Annotated in this window: 21 protein-coding genes; all 21 read left to right on the plus strand. The window is 47.7% G+C overall.

Features of this window, described 5'->3' with window-relative positions; genetic code table 11:
* The first annotated feature begins 9 nt into the window (after window positions 1-9).
* The 21 genes from ylqF (at window position 10) to KNP04_RS09320 (ending at window position 19,541) form a co-directional block, all read left to right on the plus strand.
* Window positions 10-870 carry a ribosome biogenesis GTPase YlqF gene (ylqF, locus tag KNP04_RS09220; RefSeq protein WP_214745483.1) on the plus strand — a complete coding sequence of 287 codons (861 nt, stop codon included), beginning with the start codon at window positions 10-12 and terminating at the stop codon, window positions 868-870.
* A 42-nt stretch (window positions 871-912) separates the two neighbouring features.
* Window positions 913-1,665, plus strand: a complete 753-nt coding sequence (locus KNP04_RS09225; RefSeq protein WP_214875440.1) for a ribonuclease HII — start codon at window positions 913-915, stop codon at window positions 1,663-1,665.
* A gap of 8 nt (window positions 1,666-1,673) precedes the next feature.
* Window positions 1,674-2,525, plus strand: coding sequence for a hypothetical protein (locus KNP04_RS09230; protein ID WP_251129895.1), 852 nt, complete (start codon window positions 1,674-1,676; stop codon window positions 2,523-2,525).
* Entirely contained in the window at window positions 2,522-2,782 is a 261-nt protein-coding gene (locus KNP04_RS09235) for an EscU/YscU/HrcU family type III secretion system export apparatus switch protein (protein WP_074034763.1), read from the plus strand. Before KNP04_RS09230 ends, KNP04_RS09235 begins: the two co-directional genes overlap by 4 nt.
* Window positions 2,783-2,902: 120 nt before the next feature.
* Window positions 2,903-4,063 carry an ADP-forming succinate--CoA ligase subunit beta gene (sucC, locus tag KNP04_RS09240; RefSeq protein WP_074034761.1) on the plus strand — a complete coding sequence of 387 codons (1,161 nt, stop codon included), beginning with the start codon at window positions 2,903-2,905 and terminating at the stop codon, window positions 4,061-4,063.
* Between the two features lie 12 nt (window positions 4,064-4,075).
* Complete coding sequence (gene sucD, locus KNP04_RS09245) at window positions 4,076-4,993, plus strand: succinate--CoA ligase subunit alpha (protein WP_074034760.1); 918 nt, start codon at window positions 4,076-4,078, stop codon at window positions 4,991-4,993.
* A gap of 50 nt (window positions 4,994-5,043) precedes the next feature.
* On the plus strand, window positions 5,044-5,838 hold the full coding sequence (gene dprA, locus KNP04_RS09250) for a DNA-processing protein DprA (protein ID WP_214875444.1): 795 nt from the start codon (window positions 5,044-5,046) through the stop codon (window positions 5,836-5,838).
* A 65-nt stretch (window positions 5,839-5,903) separates the two neighbouring features.
* Window positions 5,904-8,000, plus strand: coding sequence for a type I DNA topoisomerase (gene topA / locus KNP04_RS09255; RefSeq protein ID WP_214745468.1), 2,097 nt, complete (start codon window positions 5,904-5,906; stop codon window positions 7,998-8,000).
* Window positions 8,000-9,310, plus strand: coding sequence for an FADH(2)-oxidizing methylenetetrahydrofolate--tRNA-(uracil(54)-C(5))-methyltransferase TrmFO (gene trmFO / locus KNP04_RS09260; protein WP_214875446.1), 1,311 nt, complete (start codon window positions 8,000-8,002; stop codon window positions 9,308-9,310). Before topA ends, trmFO begins: the two co-directional genes overlap by 1 nt.
* 184 nt (window positions 9,311-9,494) lie before the next feature.
* Window positions 9,495-10,376: a tyrosine-type recombinase/integrase gene (locus tag KNP04_RS09265; protein ID WP_214875448.1), complete on the plus strand. Its 882-nt coding sequence runs from the start codon at window positions 9,495-9,497 to the stop codon at window positions 10,374-10,376.
* Between the two features lie 11 nt (window positions 10,377-10,387).
* Window positions 10,388-10,936: an ATP-dependent protease subunit HslV gene (gene hslV, locus KNP04_RS09270; protein ID WP_074034743.1), complete on the plus strand. Its 549-nt coding sequence runs from the start codon at window positions 10,388-10,390 to the stop codon at window positions 10,934-10,936.
* Window positions 10,933-12,303, plus strand: coding sequence for an ATP-dependent protease ATPase subunit HslU (gene hslU, locus KNP04_RS09275; RefSeq protein ID WP_214875451.1), 1,371 nt, complete (start codon window positions 10,933-10,935; stop codon window positions 12,301-12,303). Before hslV ends, hslU begins: the two co-directional genes overlap by 4 nt.
* Window positions 12,304-12,339: 36 nt before the next feature.
* Window positions 12,340-13,119, plus strand: a complete 780-nt coding sequence (codY, locus tag KNP04_RS09280) for a GTP-sensing pleiotropic transcriptional regulator CodY (RefSeq protein WP_214691812.1) — start codon at window positions 12,340-12,342, stop codon at window positions 13,117-13,119.
* A 273-nt stretch (window positions 13,120-13,392) separates the two neighbouring features.
* Window positions 13,393-13,761, plus strand: coding sequence for a flagellar basal body rod protein FlgB (gene flgB / locus KNP04_RS09285; RefSeq protein WP_214875453.1), 369 nt, complete (start codon window positions 13,393-13,395; stop codon window positions 13,759-13,761).
* 3 nt (window positions 13,762-13,764) lie between these two features.
* Complete coding sequence (gene flgC / locus KNP04_RS09290; RefSeq protein ID WP_214691814.1) at window positions 13,765-14,193, plus strand: flagellar basal body rod protein FlgC; 429 nt, start codon at window positions 13,765-13,767, stop codon at window positions 14,191-14,193.
* A gap of 13 nt (window positions 14,194-14,206) precedes the next feature.
* Window positions 14,207-14,488 carry a flagellar hook-basal body complex protein FliE gene (gene fliE / locus KNP04_RS09295; protein WP_214875461.1) on the plus strand — a complete coding sequence of 94 codons (282 nt, stop codon included), beginning with the start codon at window positions 14,207-14,209 and terminating at the stop codon, window positions 14,486-14,488.
* 22 nt (window positions 14,489-14,510) lie between these two features.
* Complete coding sequence (gene fliF, locus KNP04_RS09300; RefSeq protein ID WP_214691816.1) at window positions 14,511-16,082, plus strand: flagellar basal-body MS-ring/collar protein FliF; 1,572 nt, start codon at window positions 14,511-14,513, stop codon at window positions 16,080-16,082.
* Window positions 16,083-16,087: 5 nt separating this feature from the next.
* Window positions 16,088-17,095, plus strand: a complete 1,008-nt coding sequence (gene fliG, locus KNP04_RS09305; protein ID WP_031421657.1) for a flagellar motor switch protein FliG — start codon at window positions 16,088-16,090, stop codon at window positions 17,093-17,095.
* Between the two features lies 1 nt (window position 17,096).
* On the plus strand, window positions 17,097-17,804 hold the full coding sequence (locus KNP04_RS09310) for a FliH/SctL family protein (RefSeq protein WP_353047920.1): 708 nt from the start codon (window positions 17,097-17,099) through the stop codon (window positions 17,802-17,804).
* Window positions 17,791-19,110, plus strand: a complete 1,320-nt coding sequence (fliI, locus tag KNP04_RS09315; protein ID WP_214875465.1) for a flagellar protein export ATPase FliI — start codon at window positions 17,791-17,793, stop codon at window positions 19,108-19,110. Before KNP04_RS09310 ends, fliI begins: the two co-directional genes overlap by 14 nt.
* Window positions 19,107-19,541 (plus strand): flagellar FliJ family protein, encoded by a 435-nt coding sequence (locus KNP04_RS09320; protein ID WP_214875467.1) that lies wholly within the window; start codon window positions 19,107-19,109, stop codon window positions 19,539-19,541. The genes fliI and KNP04_RS09320 overlap by 4 nt, the downstream gene beginning before the upstream one ends.

The raw sequence follows: 19,541 nt of genomic DNA on the forward strand, positions 1-19,541 counted from the left end.
GGTGCTTTTTTGGCAATTCAATGGTTTCCTGGCCACATGGCCAAAGCAAGAAGACAAGTTACTGAAAAATTAAAATTGATCGATGTCGTCATCGAGCTCGTGGATGCACGTGTGCCACAATCGAGTCGTAACCCGATGGTCGACGAGATTACGGCTGGTAAGCCAAGACTCATCGTCCTCAACAAGGCGGACATGGCCGACCCTGTCGTGACGGACGCGTGGTTACGTGCTCTGAAGCGAGAAGAGGTCGAAGTCGTCGCGGTTGATGCGAAGCATAGCAAAGGCTTGAAACAGCTCATCACAGGCGCGCAAAAGTTGATGCAAGAAAAACATGACCGCATGCGTGAAAAGGGACGTAACCCTGGCCCGATTCGTGCGCTCATCATCGGAATCCCGAACGTCGGGAAGTCGACGCTCATCAACCGTCTCGCAGGTCGTAACATCGCCATCACAGGCGACCGACCGGGTGTGACGAAGCGTCAACAGTGGATCAAGATGAAAGGTGGCGAGATGGAGCTCTTAGACACGCCGGGTATTCTGTGGCCGAAGTTTGAGGACCAACTCGTCGGATATCGTCTAGCCGCGACCGGCGCCATCAAAGACGAGATTCTCAATTTAGATGATATCGCCTTGTATACGGTTCGTGAGTTGCATGCTCGTTATCCGGAACAATTAAAGGAACGGTTCAAACTCGAAACGTTACCGGAGGACGGCGTGGAACTCCTTGAGATGATCGGGAAAAAGCGTGGTCTCATCAGTGGCGGTTACGTCGATTTTGAGAAGGCGAGCGAGCTACTTTTGAACGAACTACGGCATGAAAAAATCGGACGGATCTCGCTTGAGACACCGGCTGACCATGAAATGGCGTAAAGTCCTGTGTAAACAGGGCTTTTTTTGAATAGGAGGAAGAACGTGACGATTCAACAGATTAAACAACAACTAGCGGACATCCGATATGAAGAATGGGTACAAATCTACCCAACCTTGTCACAAGACCCCCGAGCAGGTGTGCAAACGTTGCTTCGGCAAAAAGAGCGCCAATTCGAGCGAGAACAAGCATTACAAGAGGATTTCGAGCGTCGGATGACGTATGAACGTGAATGGAAGACGCAAGGGTTCACTCGAATTGTCGGAGTCGATGAGGTTGGGCGTGGACCGCTCGCAGGACCGGTCGTGGCAGCTGCCGTCTTGCTACCGGAAGGGTTTTATATGGCGGGGTTGGACGATTCGAAGAAAATGTCGAAAACGGCGAGAGACACGGCATACGAACACATCATGGAAGTCGCGGAAATCGGTGTCGGAATCGTCGATCCTGCGGTAATCGATGAGGTCAACATCTATGAGGCGACGAAACTTGCGATGATGGAGGCGATTCGTCAAGTCGGGGAGGTCGATGCTTTATTGATTGACGCCATGAAACTGGACCTCGACATTCCTCAGCAGTCCTTGATTAAAGGAGACACGCTCAGCGTCTCAATCGCTGCGGCGAGTGTCGTCGCTAAGGTCGTCCGGGACCGGATGATGGAAGAATACGACCGGACGTATCCCGGTTACGGGTTTGCGAATAATGCCGGGTATGGGACAGAGGCTCATTTAGAAGGGTTGAGACGCTACGGGGTGACACCGATCCATCGTCGTACATTCGCCCCGATCAAGCATATGTGAAAGGAGTGATGGCGTTGCGCATCGATCATCAAGGAGTTTTACCGTTCAAAGTGACCGAACAGACGTCGCGACCGCTTTTGCTCGGGAATACGATTGTCGGTAAGGTGCTACAACTTCTGCCCGGCAACGAGGCAGTCATGCAGTTGCCGCAAGGAATATTCCGGGTCGGTGTCAATGCGAACGTGAAAGAGAACGTGACGTATAAGATGGTCGTCACGGACGTCGAGCCGAAGCTCGTCTTGAAAGTCATCCCACAAGCGACAGAAGCGCTCGTGGCTTCCAAATCACCTCTCCAGACATTAGGGGAACAACTTGCCCGTTTCATACGTGAACCGATTCCGACACCAGAATCGGTCAAGACAGCCGGGAAAACGATGCTAGAGAACGGAGCGGGGTCTGATGTAAAGGCGCTCGTCGGCGAACTTTTCAAAGCGAAAGGCGAGCCGAAGTTCGAGCAGTTCGTGCGAGCTCAGGAAGCGTTCAATGCGACCCAAAGCCCTCCATTCGTCGCTCAAGCATTTCACATACCGCATTTAGGTCCATTTGAAAACGTTCAACTTCGTTTAGAAGCACCAAAACGAGAGGCGATTGATTCTGATCATGCCCGAATCGTCTTGTTTCTTGAAACGCCACGATTCGGCGAAACGGGAATCGATGTGTTGATTCAAAAACGGTATGTATCCGTTCGGGTATTTAATGAGCAACATGATTTGAGTCCATACGTCCGTACATACGAACCGCTTCTAAAAGAAGGGTTGAAACGCGTCGATTTCGATCTGTCTTCTTTTTCATACGAAGCAAAGCGTGAGCGTGTGCCAGAAACATTTGCGCCTCTCGGAAAGGTGGATCTCCAAATATGAACGATCCAAAGAAAGCAATCGCTCTGTCATATGAGCAATCAATGGATGCCCCGCACGTCGTGGCGAAAGGGACGGGGATTGTCGCTGAGCGGATGCTTGAGATTGCTCAAGCGAACGGAATTCCTGTTCATGAGGACCCGGCACTCCTATCCTTACTCTCAGCATTAAACATCGAAGAGCAGATTCCGGAGGACGTTTATCAAGTCATTGCCGAACTTTTTGTCTTTCTTTATCAGATGGAACAAGATAAAATTTGATTTGTCTAGGGTTATATGTGAAAAAAAGATGAAAACTTAAAGCAAGAACGATAGACAGCGCTTTCAGTTTTTCGTTACAATAGACGTGCCGATATTAAAGGGGACTAAGGGGGAAAACATATGAATATCCATGAGTATCAGGCGAAAGAATTGCTAAGAGAGTTTGGGGTAGCCGTTCCGACGGGTTATCCAGCCTTTACTGTTGAAGAAGCTGTAGCAGCAGCTGCTAAGCTTGACGGTGAGTTGAAAGTTGTAAAAGCTCAAATCCACGCAGGTGGCCGCGGTAAAGCAGGTGGCGTCAAACTTGCGAAGACAGATGAAGAAGTGAAGCAATACGCGACAGAGATTCTCGGAAAAACGCTCGTGACACACCAAACAGGTCCGGAAGGAAAAGTTGTCCAGCGTCTCTATATCGAAGAAGGTTCTGCGATTGACCAAGAATTTTACTTAGGACTCGTGCTTGACCGTTCGATCGGCCGAATTGTCATCATGGGTTCATCAGAAGGTGGTATGGACATCGAGGAAGTCGCTGAACATACACCTGAGAAGATTCATAAAGAGATCGTCGATCCGGTTGTGGGCTTGCGTCCATTCCAAGCACGTCGTCTCGCATTCAAAATGGAAGTCCCGACGAAACTTGTGAACAAGTTCAGTGACATGGTCATGAAGTTGTACAAAGTATATGTCGAGACAGATTGCACAATCGCGGAAATCAACCCGCTCGTCACGACGAAAGACGGAAACGTCATCGCGCTCGATGCGAAGTTGAACTTCGATAGCAACGCACTTTATCGTCACTCAGATATCCTTTCGCTTCGTGATACGACGGAAGAAGATCCACGTGAAGTCGAGGCATCAAAACATGACCTCAGCTATATCGCACTTGATGGAAACATCGGTTGCCTTGTCAACGGTGCAGGCCTTGCGATGGCAACGATGGATATCATCAAACATTACGGCGCTGAACCCGCTAACTTCCTCGATGTAGGTGGCGGTGCGACAAAAGAAAAAGTTACAGAAGCGTTCAAATTGATTTTGTCTGATGACCAAGTCAAAGGAATCTTCGTTAACATTTTCGGTGGAATCATGAAGTGTGACATCATCGCAGAGGGGATTGTCGCAGCTACGAAAGAAATCGGACTCGACTTGCCACTCGTCGTTCGCTTAGAAGGAACGAACGTTGATGCCGGGAAGCGCATTCTCGATGAATCTGGACTTGCGATCACGACAGCTAGCTCGATGGCTGACGGTGCGGAAAAAATCGCAGCACTTGTTCGATAAGGGGGAAACGACATGAGTATTTGGGCGAATAAAGATACGAAAGTCATCATTCAAGGGATTACAGGGAAGCAAGGTTTGTTCCATGGTGAACAGATGCTTGCTTATAACACGAAATTAGTCGGCGGGGTAACACCAGGTAAAGGTGGTACGACTGTTCTCGACAACGTTCCAGTCTTCAACACAGTCTCTGAGGCGGTCGAGACGACTGGTGCAAACGCATCGATCATCTACGTACCACCAGCTTTCGCAGCTGACTCAATCATGGAAGCAGCGGACAGTGGCATCGAACTCATCATCTGTATCACTGAAGGCATTCCTGTAGTGGACATGATCCAAGTGAAACGCTATCTCGAAGACAAGCCGGCTCGTTTGATTGGACCGAACTGTCCTGGAATCATCACTCCAGGAGAAGCAAAACTTGGAATCATGCCTGGCTATATTCATACGAAAGGGCATGTCGGAATCGTGTCACGTTCTGGAACGCTCACGTATGAGGCGGTTCATCAGTTGACAACGGCAGGAATCGGTCAATCGACAGCTGTCGGAATCGGGGGAGACCCAGTCAACGGAACAAACTTCATCGATACGCTCAAGGCGTTCAACGAAGATGAGGACACGAAAGCTGTCATCATGATCGGGGAAATCGGTGGAACGGCTGAAGAAGAGGCGGCTGAATGGGTGAAAGCGAACATGACGAAACCAGTCATCGGCTTCATCGGCGGACAGACGGCTCCTGAAGGCAAACGTATGGGACATGCCGGCGCAATCATCTCAGGTGGTAAAGGGACGGCTGCTGAAAAGATTAAGACGTTGAACGCGAATGGAATCGAAGTAGCTGAAACACCAGCTGTCATCGGTGAAACGTTGATTCGTGTCTTGAAAAATGAAGGTCTATACGAAGCGTGTGTCACGGGTCAACCGACGACATAAGAATCATGAGGGATGCTTGCATCCCTCATTTTTTTAAAGGAGAGATTGTGATGAATCAAACAATAGCTCGGTTTGCCGCTGCACGAATTCCGGTTGAGTTTGTGCATCATTATTTGAACGGAACGCTAGAAGCACATCGCACTCATTTTTCTTCACATGTCTGGAAGCGAGCTCATTCTGCGCTCCGATCGTCCGAATCGTTTAATCGATTTGTCACTTGGGAAGATGAAACGTTCCCGAAACGCTTGCTCGAGATTCCCAACCCGCCGTACTGTTTGTTTTACGATGGAGATTTAGAGGTACTACAAGAAAGAACGACCGCGATGGTCGGAAGTCGTGAGTTGAATCGAATTAGTCAATCGTTAGTGCAACACTATCACTCTTTAATAGAAGAAACTGTTTCCGTTTCGGGTGGAGCGCTTGGCATTGATGGTCTCGTCCACCATCATGCAGTAAATGAGAATCGTCCGACCGTGGCAGTGCTCGGAGCTGGACTGAACAACCTCTATCCAGCAGCGAATCGACAGTTGCTCTTACGGATTCCAAAGCAAGGGATTCTCTTGAGTGAGTATGCCCCAAACACACCTGTTCAAAAATTTCAATTTTTGGAAAGAAATCGATTGGTGAGCGGTCTCGGTGACACGCTCGTTGTCTTACAAGCGAGACGAAAGAGCGGAACGATGAACACGGTTGGACACGCACTAGAGCAGGGAAAGACGGTGTTCGCCGTACCAGGTTCACCGCTTGATCCACTGGCGGAAGGACCGAATCGATTGATTGAAGAAGGAGCGATTCCATTGACGAATTCCGATCAAATTATTCGAGATCTCAGGATTGTACGTTGACAAACCGGTGAGAACATGAATATTATGGTAGGGATTTAAATGACCTCTAAAAGGGGAGCAGATGTATGGCAAAATATTTGGTGATCGTTGAGTCACCTGCGAAAGCAAAAACAATTAAACGTTATTTAGGTCCGAATTATATGGTCAAAGCTTCGATGGGACACGTCATCGATTTACCGAAGAGTCAACTCGGTGTAGACGTCGAACATGACTTTGAACCGAAGTATATTACCATCCGTGGTAAAGGACCCGTATTGAAAGAATTGAAGACAGCGGCGAAAAAAGCCACGAAAATCTTTCTCGCAGCCGACCCCGACAGAGAAGGGGAAGCGATTGCCTGGCACTTGGCTCGCGCTCTCGGCGTGGATGAAACGACTGAATGTCGTGTCGTCTTTAACGAAATCACAAAAGATGCAATTAAAGAATCATTTAAACATCCACGTAAAATCAATCACGACCTCGTCGATGCGCAACAAGCGCGACGGATTTTAGACCGCCTCGTCGGATACGGAATGAGTCCGTTATTATGGAAGAAAGTCAAAAAAGGACTATCTGCCGGACGAGTTCAGTCGGTTGCCGTGAAGATGATCATCGACCGTGAACGCGAGATCAATGCGTTCGACCCAGAAGAGTATTGGACGATCAAGCTCGACTTGAATCATGATGGGGAAACGTTCGAGACTTCATTTTACGGAAAAGATGGGAAAAAGATGGAATTGAAGTCGGAAGAAGACGCTCAAGCCGTCCTTGATGCCATCAACGACGAATTCAAAGTCATCGACGTGACGAAGAAAGAACGCAAACGCAACGCTTCGTTGCCGTTCACGACAAGTTCGTTGCAACAAGATGCGGCGCGTAAATTGAATTTCCGTGCGAAGAAGACGATGATGCTCGCCCAACAATTATATGAAGGAATCGACCTCGGTAAGAAAGAGGGGACGGTCGGTTTGATTACGTATATGCGTACAGACTCGACACGAATCTCGGACTTGGCGAAGGGAGAGGCGAAAGAATACATCGAATCGACATTCGGTGAAGAATACGTCGCCTCACAGAAGCAAAAGGAAAAGAAAGCGGCAAACGCACAAGATGCACACGAAGCGATTCGTCCGACATCGGCACTCCGCGACCCTGCTTCTTTAAAACCTTATTTGTCTCGTGACCAGTTGCGCCTTTATAAATTGATTTGGGAACGTTTGATTGCGAGCCAAATGGCACCTGCCGTACTCGATACCGTCAAGATCGATGTAGAATCGAACGGAATGATCTTCCGTGCGAATGGCTCGACCGTCAAATTCCCAGGTTTCATGAAAGTGTATATCGAGTCGAAAGATGATGATATCGAGGATACGAATCAAGAGAAAGAGGGCTTGTTACCACCTCTTGAAGTCGAGGACACGGTCAGCTTTGAAGCGATTGAGCCGAAGCAACACTTCACGCAACCACCGCCGCGTTACACGGAAGCACGACTCGTCCGTGCGATGGAAGAGCTCGGTATCGGTCGCCCGTCGACATATGCGCCTACACTTGACACGATTCAACGTCGTGGCTATGTCGTTTTAGAAGAGAAGAAGTTCCTTCCGACCGAGCTCGGTGAACTCGTCATTGAAATGATAGATGAATATTTCAATGACTTCATCACCGTCCAGTTCACGGCCGACATGGAAACGCTTCTTGACTCGATTGAGCATAAAGAAGTGGAGTGGACGGAAGTCGTCGCCCCGATCTATCGTTCGTTTGAGAAACGCTTGAAGCGTGCCGAAGAAGAAATCGAAAAGATTGAAGTGAAAGATGAGCCTGCGGGAATCGACTGTGAAGTTTGTGGTTCACCGATGGTCATCAAGATGGGTCGATACGGTAAGTTTATGGCTTGCTCGAACTTCCCGAACTGTACGAACACGAAACCAGTTCAAGTTGAGATTGGTGTCCCTTGCCCGGACTGTAAGGACGGACAAATCGTGGAACGTCGTAGTAAAAAAGGTCGCCTTTTCTATGGCTGTTCGAACTATCCAGAATGTGAGTTCGTCTCATGGGACAAACCGGTTGCGAAACCGTGCCCAGTGTGCGACAGTTTGATGGTCGAGAAGAAAATTAAAGACGGCGTGAAATATCAATGTACGAAATGTACCCATACCGAGGTACATCAGCAAGAGGAGGATTAATGTTGCAACAGCGTGTAACTGTAATCGGAGCCGGCTTGGCCGGTTCCGAAGCGGCTTGGCAACTCGCCAAGCGCGGCATTCAAGTAGATTTGTATGAAATGAGACCGGTCCGTCAAACACCGGCGCACCACACGGATCAATTCGCAGAACTCGTTTGTTCGAACTCGCTTCGGGCGAACGGCCTTCAAAACGCGGTCGGCGTCTTGAAAGAAGAGATGCGTACACTTGACTCACTCATCTTGAAAGCGGCAGACACAGCAAGCGTCCCAGCTGGCGGCGCCCTTGCTGTCGACCGACATGAGTTTGCTGGATTCATCACTGAGAAGTTGAAGAACCATGAAAACGTCACGGTGCATACCGAAGAATTAAAAGAAATTCCTGAAGGGATTGTCATCGTCGCGACAGGGCCATTGACGTCTCCGGATTTATCGGCATCGCTCAAAGCGTTCACAGGGGAAGATTATCTTTACTTCTACGATGCGGCCGCTCCGATTCTAGATGGCGATACGATCGATCGCGAAAAAGTGTACTTGAAGTCGCGTTACGATAAAGGTGAAGCTGCTTACTTGAACTGTCCGATGACAGAAGAAGAGTTTGACGTCTTTTACGAGGAATTGGTCAAGGCAGAAGTCGTTCCATTGAAAGAGTTCGAAAAAGAGATTTACTTCGAAGGTTGTATGCCATTTGAAGTCATGGCCCAGCGTGGGAAGAAGACACTTCTCTTCGGACCGATGAAGCCGGTCGGTTTGGAAGATCCGAAGACGGGCAAACGTCCGTACGCAGTCGTTCAACTTCGTCAGGACAACTCAGCAGGAACGCTTTATAATCTTGTCGGCTTCCAGACGCATTTGAAATGGGGCGAACAGAAGCGTATCATCCGTCTTATCCCTGGACTTGAAAATGCAGATATCGTTCGTTACGGTGTCATGCACCGCAACACGTTCATCAATTCACCGAGCTTGTTGAAACCGACGTATCAGGCGCGCACGCGTGACACATTATTCTTTGCCGGTCAGATGACAGGTGTTGAAGGATACGTGGAGTCAGCGGCGTCTGGATTGTTAGCGGGAATCAATGCAGCGAAGATGATTGCAGGAGAAGAGCTCGTCGTTTTACCACGTGAAACGATGCTCGGTTCGATGGCGCACTACATCACCACGGCTGACGGAAAGCACTTCCAGCCGATGAATGCGAACTTCGGATTGGTCCCATCTTTAGAGGATGCCCCGAAGAAAATGAAAAAACAAGAGCGGTACGAGCGATACGCTAACCGTGCTTTAGAAACGATTCAACAGTTTAAGGACCTTTGAACAGGAGAGCCAATTTTTGGCTCTTTTGTTTTGAAATAAAATTTCAATTGTGTATTTTGTTTCATACTTTGAAAATTTTCAGATTATTGAACGACTATCTATTGTCACCATACATTCTGTATGCTATGCTAATTTCGATTTGACGAGAACATGCGTTTTTACGTGTCATCGAGGAGGCGATAAAATGGGATTCTTAGAGGATCGACAATCATTTTTACGCTACTGCCAAATTGAACGTCGACTGTCTCCTCATACGAAACGCTCCTACGAGCAAACGCTCGACCAGTACGCCGCATATTGCCAATCGACGCATCAAGATCCCTATGATGCACAGACGGCGCGGCGTTATTTATATGTCCTTTATGAGAAACAGTTGGCCGCGTCTACGGTGTCCCAAAAAGTATCTTGCCTCAAACAGTTCGGGAAATATATGACGAGAGAGCATGGGGGAGAGCCATTGTTCCATGACCTGACTTCACCGAAAAAGCGACAGTCCTTGCCGACGTTCGCTGTCCCGTCCGAAGTCGAACGGTTGTTAGAGGCGGCTTCTATTCAAAACGACCCTTTTTTACAGGCGAGAGACGTCGCCATCATTGAGGTGTTGTATGGAACGGGAATCCGTGTCGCAGAGCTTTGTGGAATGAACCTGTCTTCCTTTGACGATGTCTTATCTTTCGTCCATGTGATGGGGAAAGGAAAGAAAGAACGGTACGTTCCAATCGGTCAATATGCCGTACAAGCATTGAAGCGCTATGTAGAAATACGGAAAGACGTCGGACTCCCGACGGAAAACGCATTATTTTTGAGTCAAAAAGGGAATCGGATGACAACAGACCAAATTCGGTATGTCATGAAGCGTTTGAGAAAAGACAGTGGGGTACATAAGCCATTGACCCCGCACTCGTTGCGACATAGCTTTGCAACGGACTTATTGGAGCGGGGAGCGGACTTGCGCGCCGTTCAAGAATTGCTCGGTCACGAGTCCTTGTCGACGACAGGACGCTATACCCACGTATCGACTGAACGACTACGTTCGATTTATCAAGCGACACATCCAAGAAAGTAGGAGGTTACGATATGTTTCATGCAACAACGATTTTTGCAGTTCGACACAATGGCCAATGCGCGATGAGTGGGGATGGCCAAGTCACATTCGGGAATGCCGTCATCATGAAAAATAAAGCGAAGAAAGTCAGACGCTTATACGGCGGGAAAGTCGTTGCCGGTTTTGCAGGTAGCGTAGCCGATGCTTTCACATTGTTTGAAAAGTTTGAATCGAAACTTGAAATGTATAACGGTAACTTACCGCGTGCTGCGGTCGAGCTTGCCAAAGAGTGGCGCGGGGATAAAATCTTACGGCAACTCGAGGCGCTATTGATTGTGATGGATGCTGACCATTTACTGCTCGTCTCTGGGAATGGAGAAGTGATTGAGCCGGATGACGGTATCCTTGCAATCGGTTCGGGTGGGAATTACGCGCTCGCAGCAGGACGTGCACTCGTCCGCCATTCCGCTGAGAAGTCAGCGGAAGAAATCGCACGAGCTGCTCTCGAGATTGCCGGTGAGCTTTGCGTGTATACGAATGATCAAGTCATTGTAGAAACGATCGGAGGCGATGCTGAATGAATCGAGAGTTGACACCAAGACAAATCGTATCGGAACTGGACAAGTTTGTAATCGGTCAGAAGGACGCCAAACGGGCTGTCTCGATTGCATTGCGTAATCGTTATCGCCGTCAGAAATTAAGTGCAGACCTTCGTGATGAAGTCACACCGAAAAACATTTTGATGATCGGGCCGACTGGGGTCGGGAAAACCGAAATCGCACGTCGTTTAGCGAAATTAGTCGGGGCACCGTTCGTCAAAGTGGAAGCGACGAAATTTACGGAAGTCGGTTACGTCGGTCGTGACGTTGAGTCGATGGTGCGAGATCTCGTCGAAGCATCTGTTCGTCTCGTGAAAGAAGAGAAGAAAGAAGACGTGAAAGAGCCGGCAGAGCGAGCAGCGACAGAACGATTGCTAGACGCCTTACAAGGAAAAGCGAAAGCCACATCGAGTGCGTCAAACCCGTTTGAGGCGTTGTTCGGTGGGCAGACACAACAGCCTGAATCCACAACGGATACGTCAAAGAATGACCGGGCACAGCTTCGCCGTCTTCTCGAGCTCGGAGAACTAGAAGACCGAGTCATCGAAGTTGAACTAGAGGAAAAGCAAACGATGGATTTGTTCCAAGGGCAAGGAATGGAAGGGTTATCGAACCTTCAAGATATGCTCGGACAAATCGTTCCGAAGAAACGGAAGCAACGGAAATTGACCGTCCGTGAAGCGAGACCGCTCCTCATAGCGGAAGAAGCTGAAAATCTTCTGGATTTGAACGAAGTACATGATGAAGCGGTGCAGCGTAGTGAACAGATGGGCATCATCTTCGTCGATGAAATCGATAAGATTGCAACGAAGTCGCAAGACCATGCTGGTGTCTCTCGTGAAGGCGTGCAACGCGATATCCTTCCGATTGTCGAAGGGTCAACGGTCGTCACGAAGTACGGACCGGTCAAAACCGATCATGTTCTCTTCATCGCAGCTGGAGCGTTCCATATGGCCAAACCGTCTGATTTGATTCCAGAGTTGCAAGGACGATTCCCGATTCGTGTCGAATTGAACAGCTTGACGGAAGAGGACTTCGTCAAAATCTTGACAGAACCATCTCAGGCGTTAATCAAACAATATACCGCATTATTGGAATCGGAAGAAATCACCGTCCGATTCACGCATGAAGCGATTGAAGAAATCGCAAAAATTGCGACACATGTCAATCGTGAGACCGATGACATCGGCGCGCGTCGCCTTTATACTATTATGGAGCGCGTGTTAGAAGATCTTTCATTTGAAGCGGCAGATATGCCGCAAACAAGCGTGGAGATCACTCCCGCTTATGTACAAGCTAAAGTTGGGTCGATTGCGGATGATCGAGACCTCAGCCAATATATTTTATAAGATTCTGTATGCACATACAGGGAGGAAATAGACATTATGAATTTACTAGACAAAACTCGCCAATTAAACACGATGCTTCAACAAGAAGCGAGTGCACATGTTGACTTTAAAGAAATGGCGGATAAAATGCGTGAAGTGCTTGAATCTAATACGTTTATCGTGAGCCGTCGTGGTCGCCTACTTGGCTTTGCGATTAAACAACAGATTGAGAACGACCGCATGAAGGCATTTCTCGTTGACCGACAGTTCCCAGAGCCATATGCATCAAACTTGTTCAATGTGAAAGAAACGACAGCGAACATTGATATTGATAGCGAATATACGGCGTTCCCTGTAGAGAACCATGATTTGTTCCTCAACTCGAAGACGACGATTGTCCCAATCATCGGTGGTGGTGAGCGTCTAGGGACGCTCGTGTTAGGTCGATTGGCTAACGAATTCACAGAAGATGACCTCGTCCTCGCAGAATATAGTGCGACGGTCGTAGGAATGGAGATTCTTCGTGAAAAAGCAGCAGAAGCTGAAACGTCAGCCCGTAAAAAAGCTGTCGTTCAAATGGCAATCAATTCACTGTCGTATTCAGAGCTAGAAGCGATCGAACACATTTTCGAAGAGCTCGGCGGAAACGAAGGGTTGTTAGTTGCTTCCAAAATTGCCGACCGTGTGGGAATCACACGTTCTGTCATCGTGAACGCGCTTCGGAAACTAGAAAGTGCGGGCGTCATTGAATCCCGTTCACTAGGAATGAAGGGAACGTATATCAAGATACTAAATGACAATTTCTTGTTTGAACTGCAAAAACTGAAATCAAACTGAAACACAACTTTAGATGTGCATTTACCATTGAAAACACTATAAAAAGGGACTTTGTTCCTAAAAAACCGCTTTCTTAATTGAGAAAGCGGTTTTTTTTAGTGCAAAAGTAATCATTTTCAGGATTTGTCGTTAATTCGACAAAAAGATGCGAAGCCATTTACCTATGTTTTAAAAAATATCTTTCAGAACTGTTACAGATTTGTTTCAATGAAATAGTAGAATTTCCAAATCAGGTATATATCAGTAATGAGCATATGAAAGTGAGTGAACGCCGTGAATTGGATTGGTAGTGACTATCAATTACTTAAGCAAGCCGTCAATCATGCAGTCCTCAATCAAAAAGTGATTAGTCATAATCTTTCGAATATCGATACGCCAAACTTCAAAGCGAAGCAAGCCGTGTTTGAACAGACGCTCCAAAGCGAGATGCGACTGAAGCTCCAAGGTGGGCGTCCGAGTGATTCGACGCAGTCTACTGTCGTCGATCGGGCAGGTGGGGCGATGCGAAGTGATGGCAACAACGTCGATTTAGATTATGAGATGAGTGAACTGGCACGTAATCAACTCCAGTATGAGGCGATGATGGAGCAATTAAATCGTAGGTTAGGTGGATTGAAATCTGTTATTCGAGGAGGTCGTTAATCGATGGGAATGTTCGATAGTTTTCATATTTCAGCTACTGCGTTAACGTCTCAACGTTTGCGGATGGATACCGTATCGGCGAACATTGCCAACGCTCAGACAACTCGAGGAAAACTTGTCGATGGGGAGTGGCAACCGTACACGAGAAAGATGACGGTGTTACAGGAAGCACCTTTCCGTAAACAGTTAAATGCAGTCAGTGGTGGGGTCCAGGTAGCTCAAATCATCGAGGACGATGCACCGTATAAGCTTGCTTACAATCCGAGTCATCCTGATGCAGACGAGCGGGGATATGTCCAAATGCCGAACGTTGATCTACTTAAAGAAATGGTCGACCTTATGGGTGCGACCCGCTCTTACGAAGCAAACATCGCCGCGATGAACGCATCAAAAGCGATGCTCGTCAAAGCGATGGAGATTGGAAAAGGATAAGGAGTGACGAAGGATGCAAATTAATCCGATTCAAATGATGAACCCAGAAATCACGCCATCAATGAACAAAACGAACCCATCTCAATTCGGGTCATATTTGAATGAAGCGATGAATGCGTTGAACGAGACGCAACAAGCGACGAGTCAAGCCCGTCAAGATTTAGCTGTCGGGAAAGCGGACCTTCATCAAGTCATGATTCAAAGTGAAGAGTCGTCGATTGCGATGCAACTTGCCATCGAGGTGAGGAACAAGGCTGTTGAGGCCTATCAAGAAATGATGCGAATGCAAGTTTAATTGTAGAGGATGACAAGTTGCGATGAATGAACAATTAAAAGAACGATTCAAATCGATGACCGATGCGCTGAAATCGATGCCGGCAAAGCGGAAGCTCATATGGGGGATTTCCATTGCGGTCATTTTAATCGCGGCCCTCTTGCTCACTTTCTTCCTTGCAAGACCAAATATGGCTCCTTTGTACACGAACTTATCCGCGCAAGAAGCGGGAGAAGTGACAGAGAAACTGACAGCGGACGGGGTGAAGTCGGAAATAAAAGCGACTTCGAACGGGGTCAGTGTATACGTGCCAAATGAAATGGTCGACCAATTGAAAGTGAGCCTTGCTGCGGCCGGGATCCCCAAATCCGGGTCAATCGACTATAGTTTCTTCAGTGAGAATGCTGGTTTCGGAACGACAGACCGAGAAATGGCGGTCATTGAACGAAGTGCGATGCAGACCGAACTAGAGCGGCTCATTACCCAAATCGAAGGGATCAATCAAGCGAAAGTCATCATCTCGCTTCCTGAGAAGTCTGTCTTTTTAGCGGAAGACCAAGGTGAGCCCACAGCCTCGATCGTGTTAAATATCGGAGCAGGAACGAATCTAGAACCGAACACGGTCAAAGGTCTCTATCATTTAATCAGTAAAAGTGTCCCGAACTTAAAACCTGAAAACATCTCGATCATGGACCAATACTTTACGTATTATGACCTTGATCAAACCGTTGTGGCTGGGGGCTCTTCCTCTGATCCGTTGGCACTGAAACGTCAAGTTGAAAAAGACGTCCGTCAACAAATTCAGCAGATGTTGTCTGTTCTTCTTGGTGAACGGAGCGTTCTTGTCTCTGTCACAGCAGATATTGATACGACTCAGACTGCCGAAGAACAAAACCTTGTCACGCCAGTCAATGAAGAGAGCATGGAAGGTATCGTGACTTCGGCTGAACGAATTGCAGAAGCGTATACAGGTGGTACGGGGACGGCGACAGAAGCGACTGGGACCGGTGAGAATGACACGATCAACTTCCCTGCTGCTACAGGTGACAGCACAGAAGAAAGTGAAAAAAATCATGAAATCATTAATTATGAAGTAAATCGCATTACGAAACAGATTCAAAATGCACCATACACCATCCGCGACCTTGGGGTGCAATTGATTGTAGAACCACCAGACGGCGCAACGAGTATTGACCCACAACTTGAAGGTGATCTTGAGACGATGATGTATTCCATCATTCGAACATCACTAGCGAAAACGGACGAAGCTATCACAGATGCGGAGCTTGAACAAAAAGTAGTCGTTGTTTCGAGACCGTTCGCTGAAGCAGAAGAGGTGGCAACGGCAGAGCAGCCTACACCATGGTGGATGTACGCTTCAGCAGCCGGAGCAGTCGTCTTGCTTGCCTTAATCTTCTTCGCAATGCGTAGACGTAAACAAGAAGTAGTGGAAGAGACGAACGAGTGGGAAGTTCCATATGAAGATGAAGTACCTGACCTAGACCTCGAGGAACGAGGCGAAGGGGCTGTGAAGAAGAAACAGTTAGAAAAATTAGCTGAAAGTAATCCAGAAGAGTTTGCTAAACTGCTTCGTACTTGGATGTCTGAGGAGTGAGTAACGTGAACTATGCCAAACAATCGAATCGAGAAAAAGCAGCAATGCTCATGATCTCATTAGGTCCAGAAGTGGCAGCGAATGTTTATAAACATCTTTCGGAAGAAGAAATGGAGCAGTTGACGCTTCAAATCTCAGCACTCAAAAAGGTGTCTCCAGAAGAAAAAGAGAGCATTCTCGGTGAGTTCCACGAACTTGCGATGGCTCAAAGCTACATTACCCAAGGTGGAATCGGCTTTGCCAAAACAGTTCTTGAAAAAGCGGTCGGTGAAGATAAGGCGATGGCATTGATTCATCGTTTGACATCGACTTTACAAGTTCGACCGTTCGAATTTGCTCGGAAAGCCGACCCGAAACAGTTACTGAACTTTATTCAAAACGAACATCCACAGACGATTGCTCTAATTTTAGCTCACTTAGAGCCGGTCAAGTCAGGGCAAATCTTATCGGAACTCCCTCCTGAGATTCAATCGGAAGTTGCGAAACGGATTGCGACGATGGACCGACTTAATCCGGATGTTATTCATGAAGTCGAACAAATCCTTGAAAAGAACCTCTCTCAGACGGATATGCAAGATTATGCCCAGTCGGGTGGAATCGAGGCGGTCGTCGAAGTATTGAATGGGGTCGATCGTACGACAGAACGTACCATTCTTGACGCACTCGAGATTGAAGATCCTGAACTCGCAGAAGAAATCAAGAAGCGTATGTTTGTCTTCGAGGACATCGTTACGCTCGATTCACGCGCGATTCAACGAATCATTCGCGAAGTGGCGAACGACGACTTGTTGCTAGCACTCAAAGTGTCGTCAGAAGAAGTGAAACAAATTATCTTCAAAAACATGTCTCAACGGATGGTCGAAACGTTCAAAGAAGATATGGAATTTATGGGACCTGTTCGATTGCGTGACGTCGAAGAAGCGCAAAGTCGAATCGTCGGAATCATTCGTCGTCTAGAAGACGTCGGTGAGATCGTGATCAGTCGAGGTGGGGGAGATGACATCGTTGTCTAATGTGATCAAACGTCAACGCGCGACATCGCATATTCCTCATCGAATTGAATCAAAACGATTGGAGTCATCCATTCCGGACCCGGTTGAAGGCATCGATCATCATCAAGTCATCGAGTCGCGTTATGAGAAATTAAGACAGGATGAAGAAGCGTTTCAACTGTTTCAGCAGACAGAAATCGAACAACTCGAACGATTCAAACAAGAAGCATATGAACAGGCTCGATTAGAAGGTTATGAAGCGGGCCTACTCCAAGGAAGACAAGATGGGTATGCCGAGTTTGAAGACGTTACGACGCGTCTGAACTCGGTCTCCACTGAACTCGAACAACTGTTCCAAGAAAAATGGAAGCAGGCAGAAGTCCAACTCATTGACCTTGCGATTGCAGTAAGTGCGCAAGTGACGACAGATCTTGTCCGAAAAGATGAGGCGTTGTTTGCGGAGATGATTCAAGAACAGATGGCGCACCTCATTGATGCAGAAGCGTTGACGATCTTCGTTCATCCCACTCGCCTTGCTTCGATTCAGCGATTTGAATCGTTGTGGCGTGATGAAGAGACACCTCCTTTGAAATATCGGGGAGACGGCTCTTTAGATGAAACGTCCGTGCGCATTGAATCACCACATCGAGGGAATGAAATCGACCTTTCGTACAGCTTCGAAAGAATCCAAGCCAAAATCGAGGAGGTTTTAGCGGATGGCGCTTATTGAGCAGGTCATCGATACGATCAAACAGTCTACGGATGGCGAGTTTACTCGCAAAATCGGTCGAGTTTGTCGGGTCGTAGGGTTGATGATCGAGTCAAATGGACCGAGTGCATTTGTCGGGGAGCGATGTTTCATCATGCTCCCTTCAAATGAGTCGGTCGAAGCGGAAGTGGTGGGCTTTAATGAAGAGCGCGTCCTTCTCATGCCATACGGTGAAACGACACAGATTGCACCCGGTTGTTTAGTAAAAGGAACCGGGAAGATGCTTCAAGTCCCTGTCGGTGAAGAATTGATTGGACAAGTGCTCGACGGTTTAGGACGTCCTTTGTCGGGTGAACGACTTGTGACAGGTAAGCGGTATGATGTCCAACGTAAACCGCCAAACCCGTTGAATCGTCCAAGGATTTTAGATGCCTTGTCGACTGGTGTTCGTATGATCGATGGTCTACTGACTGTAGGAAAAGGGCAACGTGTTGGGTTGTTTGCCGGTTCTGGGGTCGGGAAGTCCACGTTACTCGGAATGATTGCCAAACGCTCCTCGGCAGATATTAACGTCATCGCCTTAATTGGGGAACGTGGTCGGGAAGTAAAGGAATTCATTGAAAAAGAGCTTGGTCCAGAAGGGATGGCCCGATCTGTCGTCATTGTGGCGACAAGCGACCAACCCCCGCTCGTCCGATTGAAAGGGGCATATACCGCAACCGCAATCGCCGAATACTTTCGTGATCAAGGCAAAGAAGTGGTGCTCATGATGGACTCGGTGACACGTTTTGCAATGGCCCAACGAGAAATCGGGCTCGCGACGGGAGAACCACCGACATCGAAAGGATATACACCGTCTGTTTTTGCGATGCTCCCGCAATTGTTAGAGCGAAGCGGGACGGCGGCGACTGGATCGATTACAGCATTTTATACGGTCCTCGTCGATGGTGACGATATGAACGAACCGATTGCCGATGCGGTGCGTGGGATATTAGATGGACACTTTGTCATGGATCGCGCGCTTGCAAACCGTGGACAGTTTCCTGCGATTCATGTATTGAAGTCAATCAGTCGGGTCATGAACCAAATCGTCTCGCCATCACATCGTGAAGCCGCACAAACGTTTCGGAGTTGGCTGGCGACATATATCGATGCCGAGGACTTGATTAACATCGGCGCATATAAAAAAGGGTCGAATCCAGCGATTGACACCGCAATCGAGAAGTATCCATACTTATTGACATTTTTGAAACAATCAATCGATGAAGACGCAGCATTCCAACAAACGATGACTCATTTGTCAGACATTGCGCGAGGTGAATCATGAACAGACTTATTTTAGAACGAATCATGCCAATTGCTGAACATGAGAAAGAAGATGCTGCTTCAGAAGTTAGAGGCTTCAAGGCGAAACTCGAAACGGAAATGGAAGCGTTGTATGACCTTCTCCTCATGTATGAGTCATTGATTAAACATCAAGATGAGCAGCAAGGGTATATTGATTTACTCATGTCTCAGTACCGAGAAAAAACGCGTGAGCAAGTGAAGCGTCAAATCGAAACGCAACAGCTCGTTGTTCAACAAGCACGCAATCGTTATCATGCGTCGCAAGAAAGACTGCTTGGGAAAGTAGTGGAAGAAAAGAAATATGTGACGCTACATGAAAAGGTCAGTTTACAAGAGATGTCAGCGGCAAAACTCACAGAGCAACTAATGATGGACGAACTCGCTGTGATTCATCATGGGAAAGGGAAGTAG

It is taken from the genome of Exiguobacterium sp. CH10, from assembly GCF_018617635.1.
GTDB classification, from domain to species: domain Bacteria; phylum Bacillota; class Bacilli; order Exiguobacteriales; family Exiguobacteriaceae; genus Exiguobacterium; species Exiguobacterium aestuarii_A.

Bases quoted from the DNA above. Each gene is read 5' to 3' on its own strand.
- KNP04_RS09230 (WP_251129895.1), top strand. From the start codon at position 1,674: ATGGCGTTGCGCATCGATCATCAAGGAGTTTTACCGTTCAAAGTGACC.
- KNP04_RS09235 (WP_074034763.1), top strand. From the start codon at position 2,522: ATGAACGATCCAAAGAAAGCAATCGCTCTGTCATATGAGCAATCAATG.
- sucC (WP_074034761.1), top strand. From the start codon at position 2,903: ATGAATATCCATGAGTATCAGGCGAAAGAATTGCTAAGAGAGTTTGGG.
- sucD (WP_074034760.1), top strand. From the start codon at position 4,076: ATGAGTATTTGGGCGAATAAAGATACGAAAGTCATCATTCAAGGGATT.
- dprA (WP_214875444.1), top strand. From the start codon at position 5,044: ATGAATCAAACAATAGCTCGGTTTGCCGCTGCACGAATTCCGGTTGAG.
- topA (WP_214745468.1), top strand. From the start codon at position 5,904: ATGGCAAAATATTTGGTGATCGTTGAGTCACCTGCGAAAGCAAAAACA.
- trmFO (WP_214875446.1), top strand. From the start codon at position 8,000: ATGTTGCAACAGCGTGTAACTGTAATCGGAGCCGGCTTGGCCGGTTCC.
- KNP04_RS09265 (WP_214875448.1), top strand. From the start codon at position 9,495: ATGGGATTCTTAGAGGATCGACAATCATTTTTACGCTACTGCCAAATT.
- hslV (WP_074034743.1), top strand. From the start codon at position 10,388: ATGTTTCATGCAACAACGATTTTTGCAGTTCGACACAATGGCCAATGC.
- hslU (WP_214875451.1), top strand. From the start codon at position 10,933: ATGAATCGAGAGTTGACACCAAGACAAATCGTATCGGAACTGGACAAG.
- codY (WP_214691812.1), top strand. From the start codon at position 12,340: ATGAATTTACTAGACAAAACTCGCCAATTAAACACGATGCTTCAACAA.
- flgC (WP_214691814.1), top strand. From the start codon at position 13,765: ATGGGAATGTTCGATAGTTTTCATATTTCAGCTACTGCGTTAACGTCT.
- fliE (WP_214875461.1), top strand. From the start codon at position 14,207: ATGCAAATTAATCCGATTCAAATGATGAACCCAGAAATCACGCCATCA.
- fliF (WP_214691816.1), top strand. From the start codon at position 14,511: ATGAATGAACAATTAAAAGAACGATTCAAATCGATGACCGATGCGCTG.
- fliI (WP_214875465.1), top strand. From the start codon at position 17,791: ATGGCGCTTATTGAGCAGGTCATCGATACGATCAAACAGTCTACGGAT.
- KNP04_RS09320 (WP_214875467.1), top strand. From the start codon at position 19,107: ATGAACAGACTTATTTTAGAACGAATCATGCCAATTGCTGAACATGAG.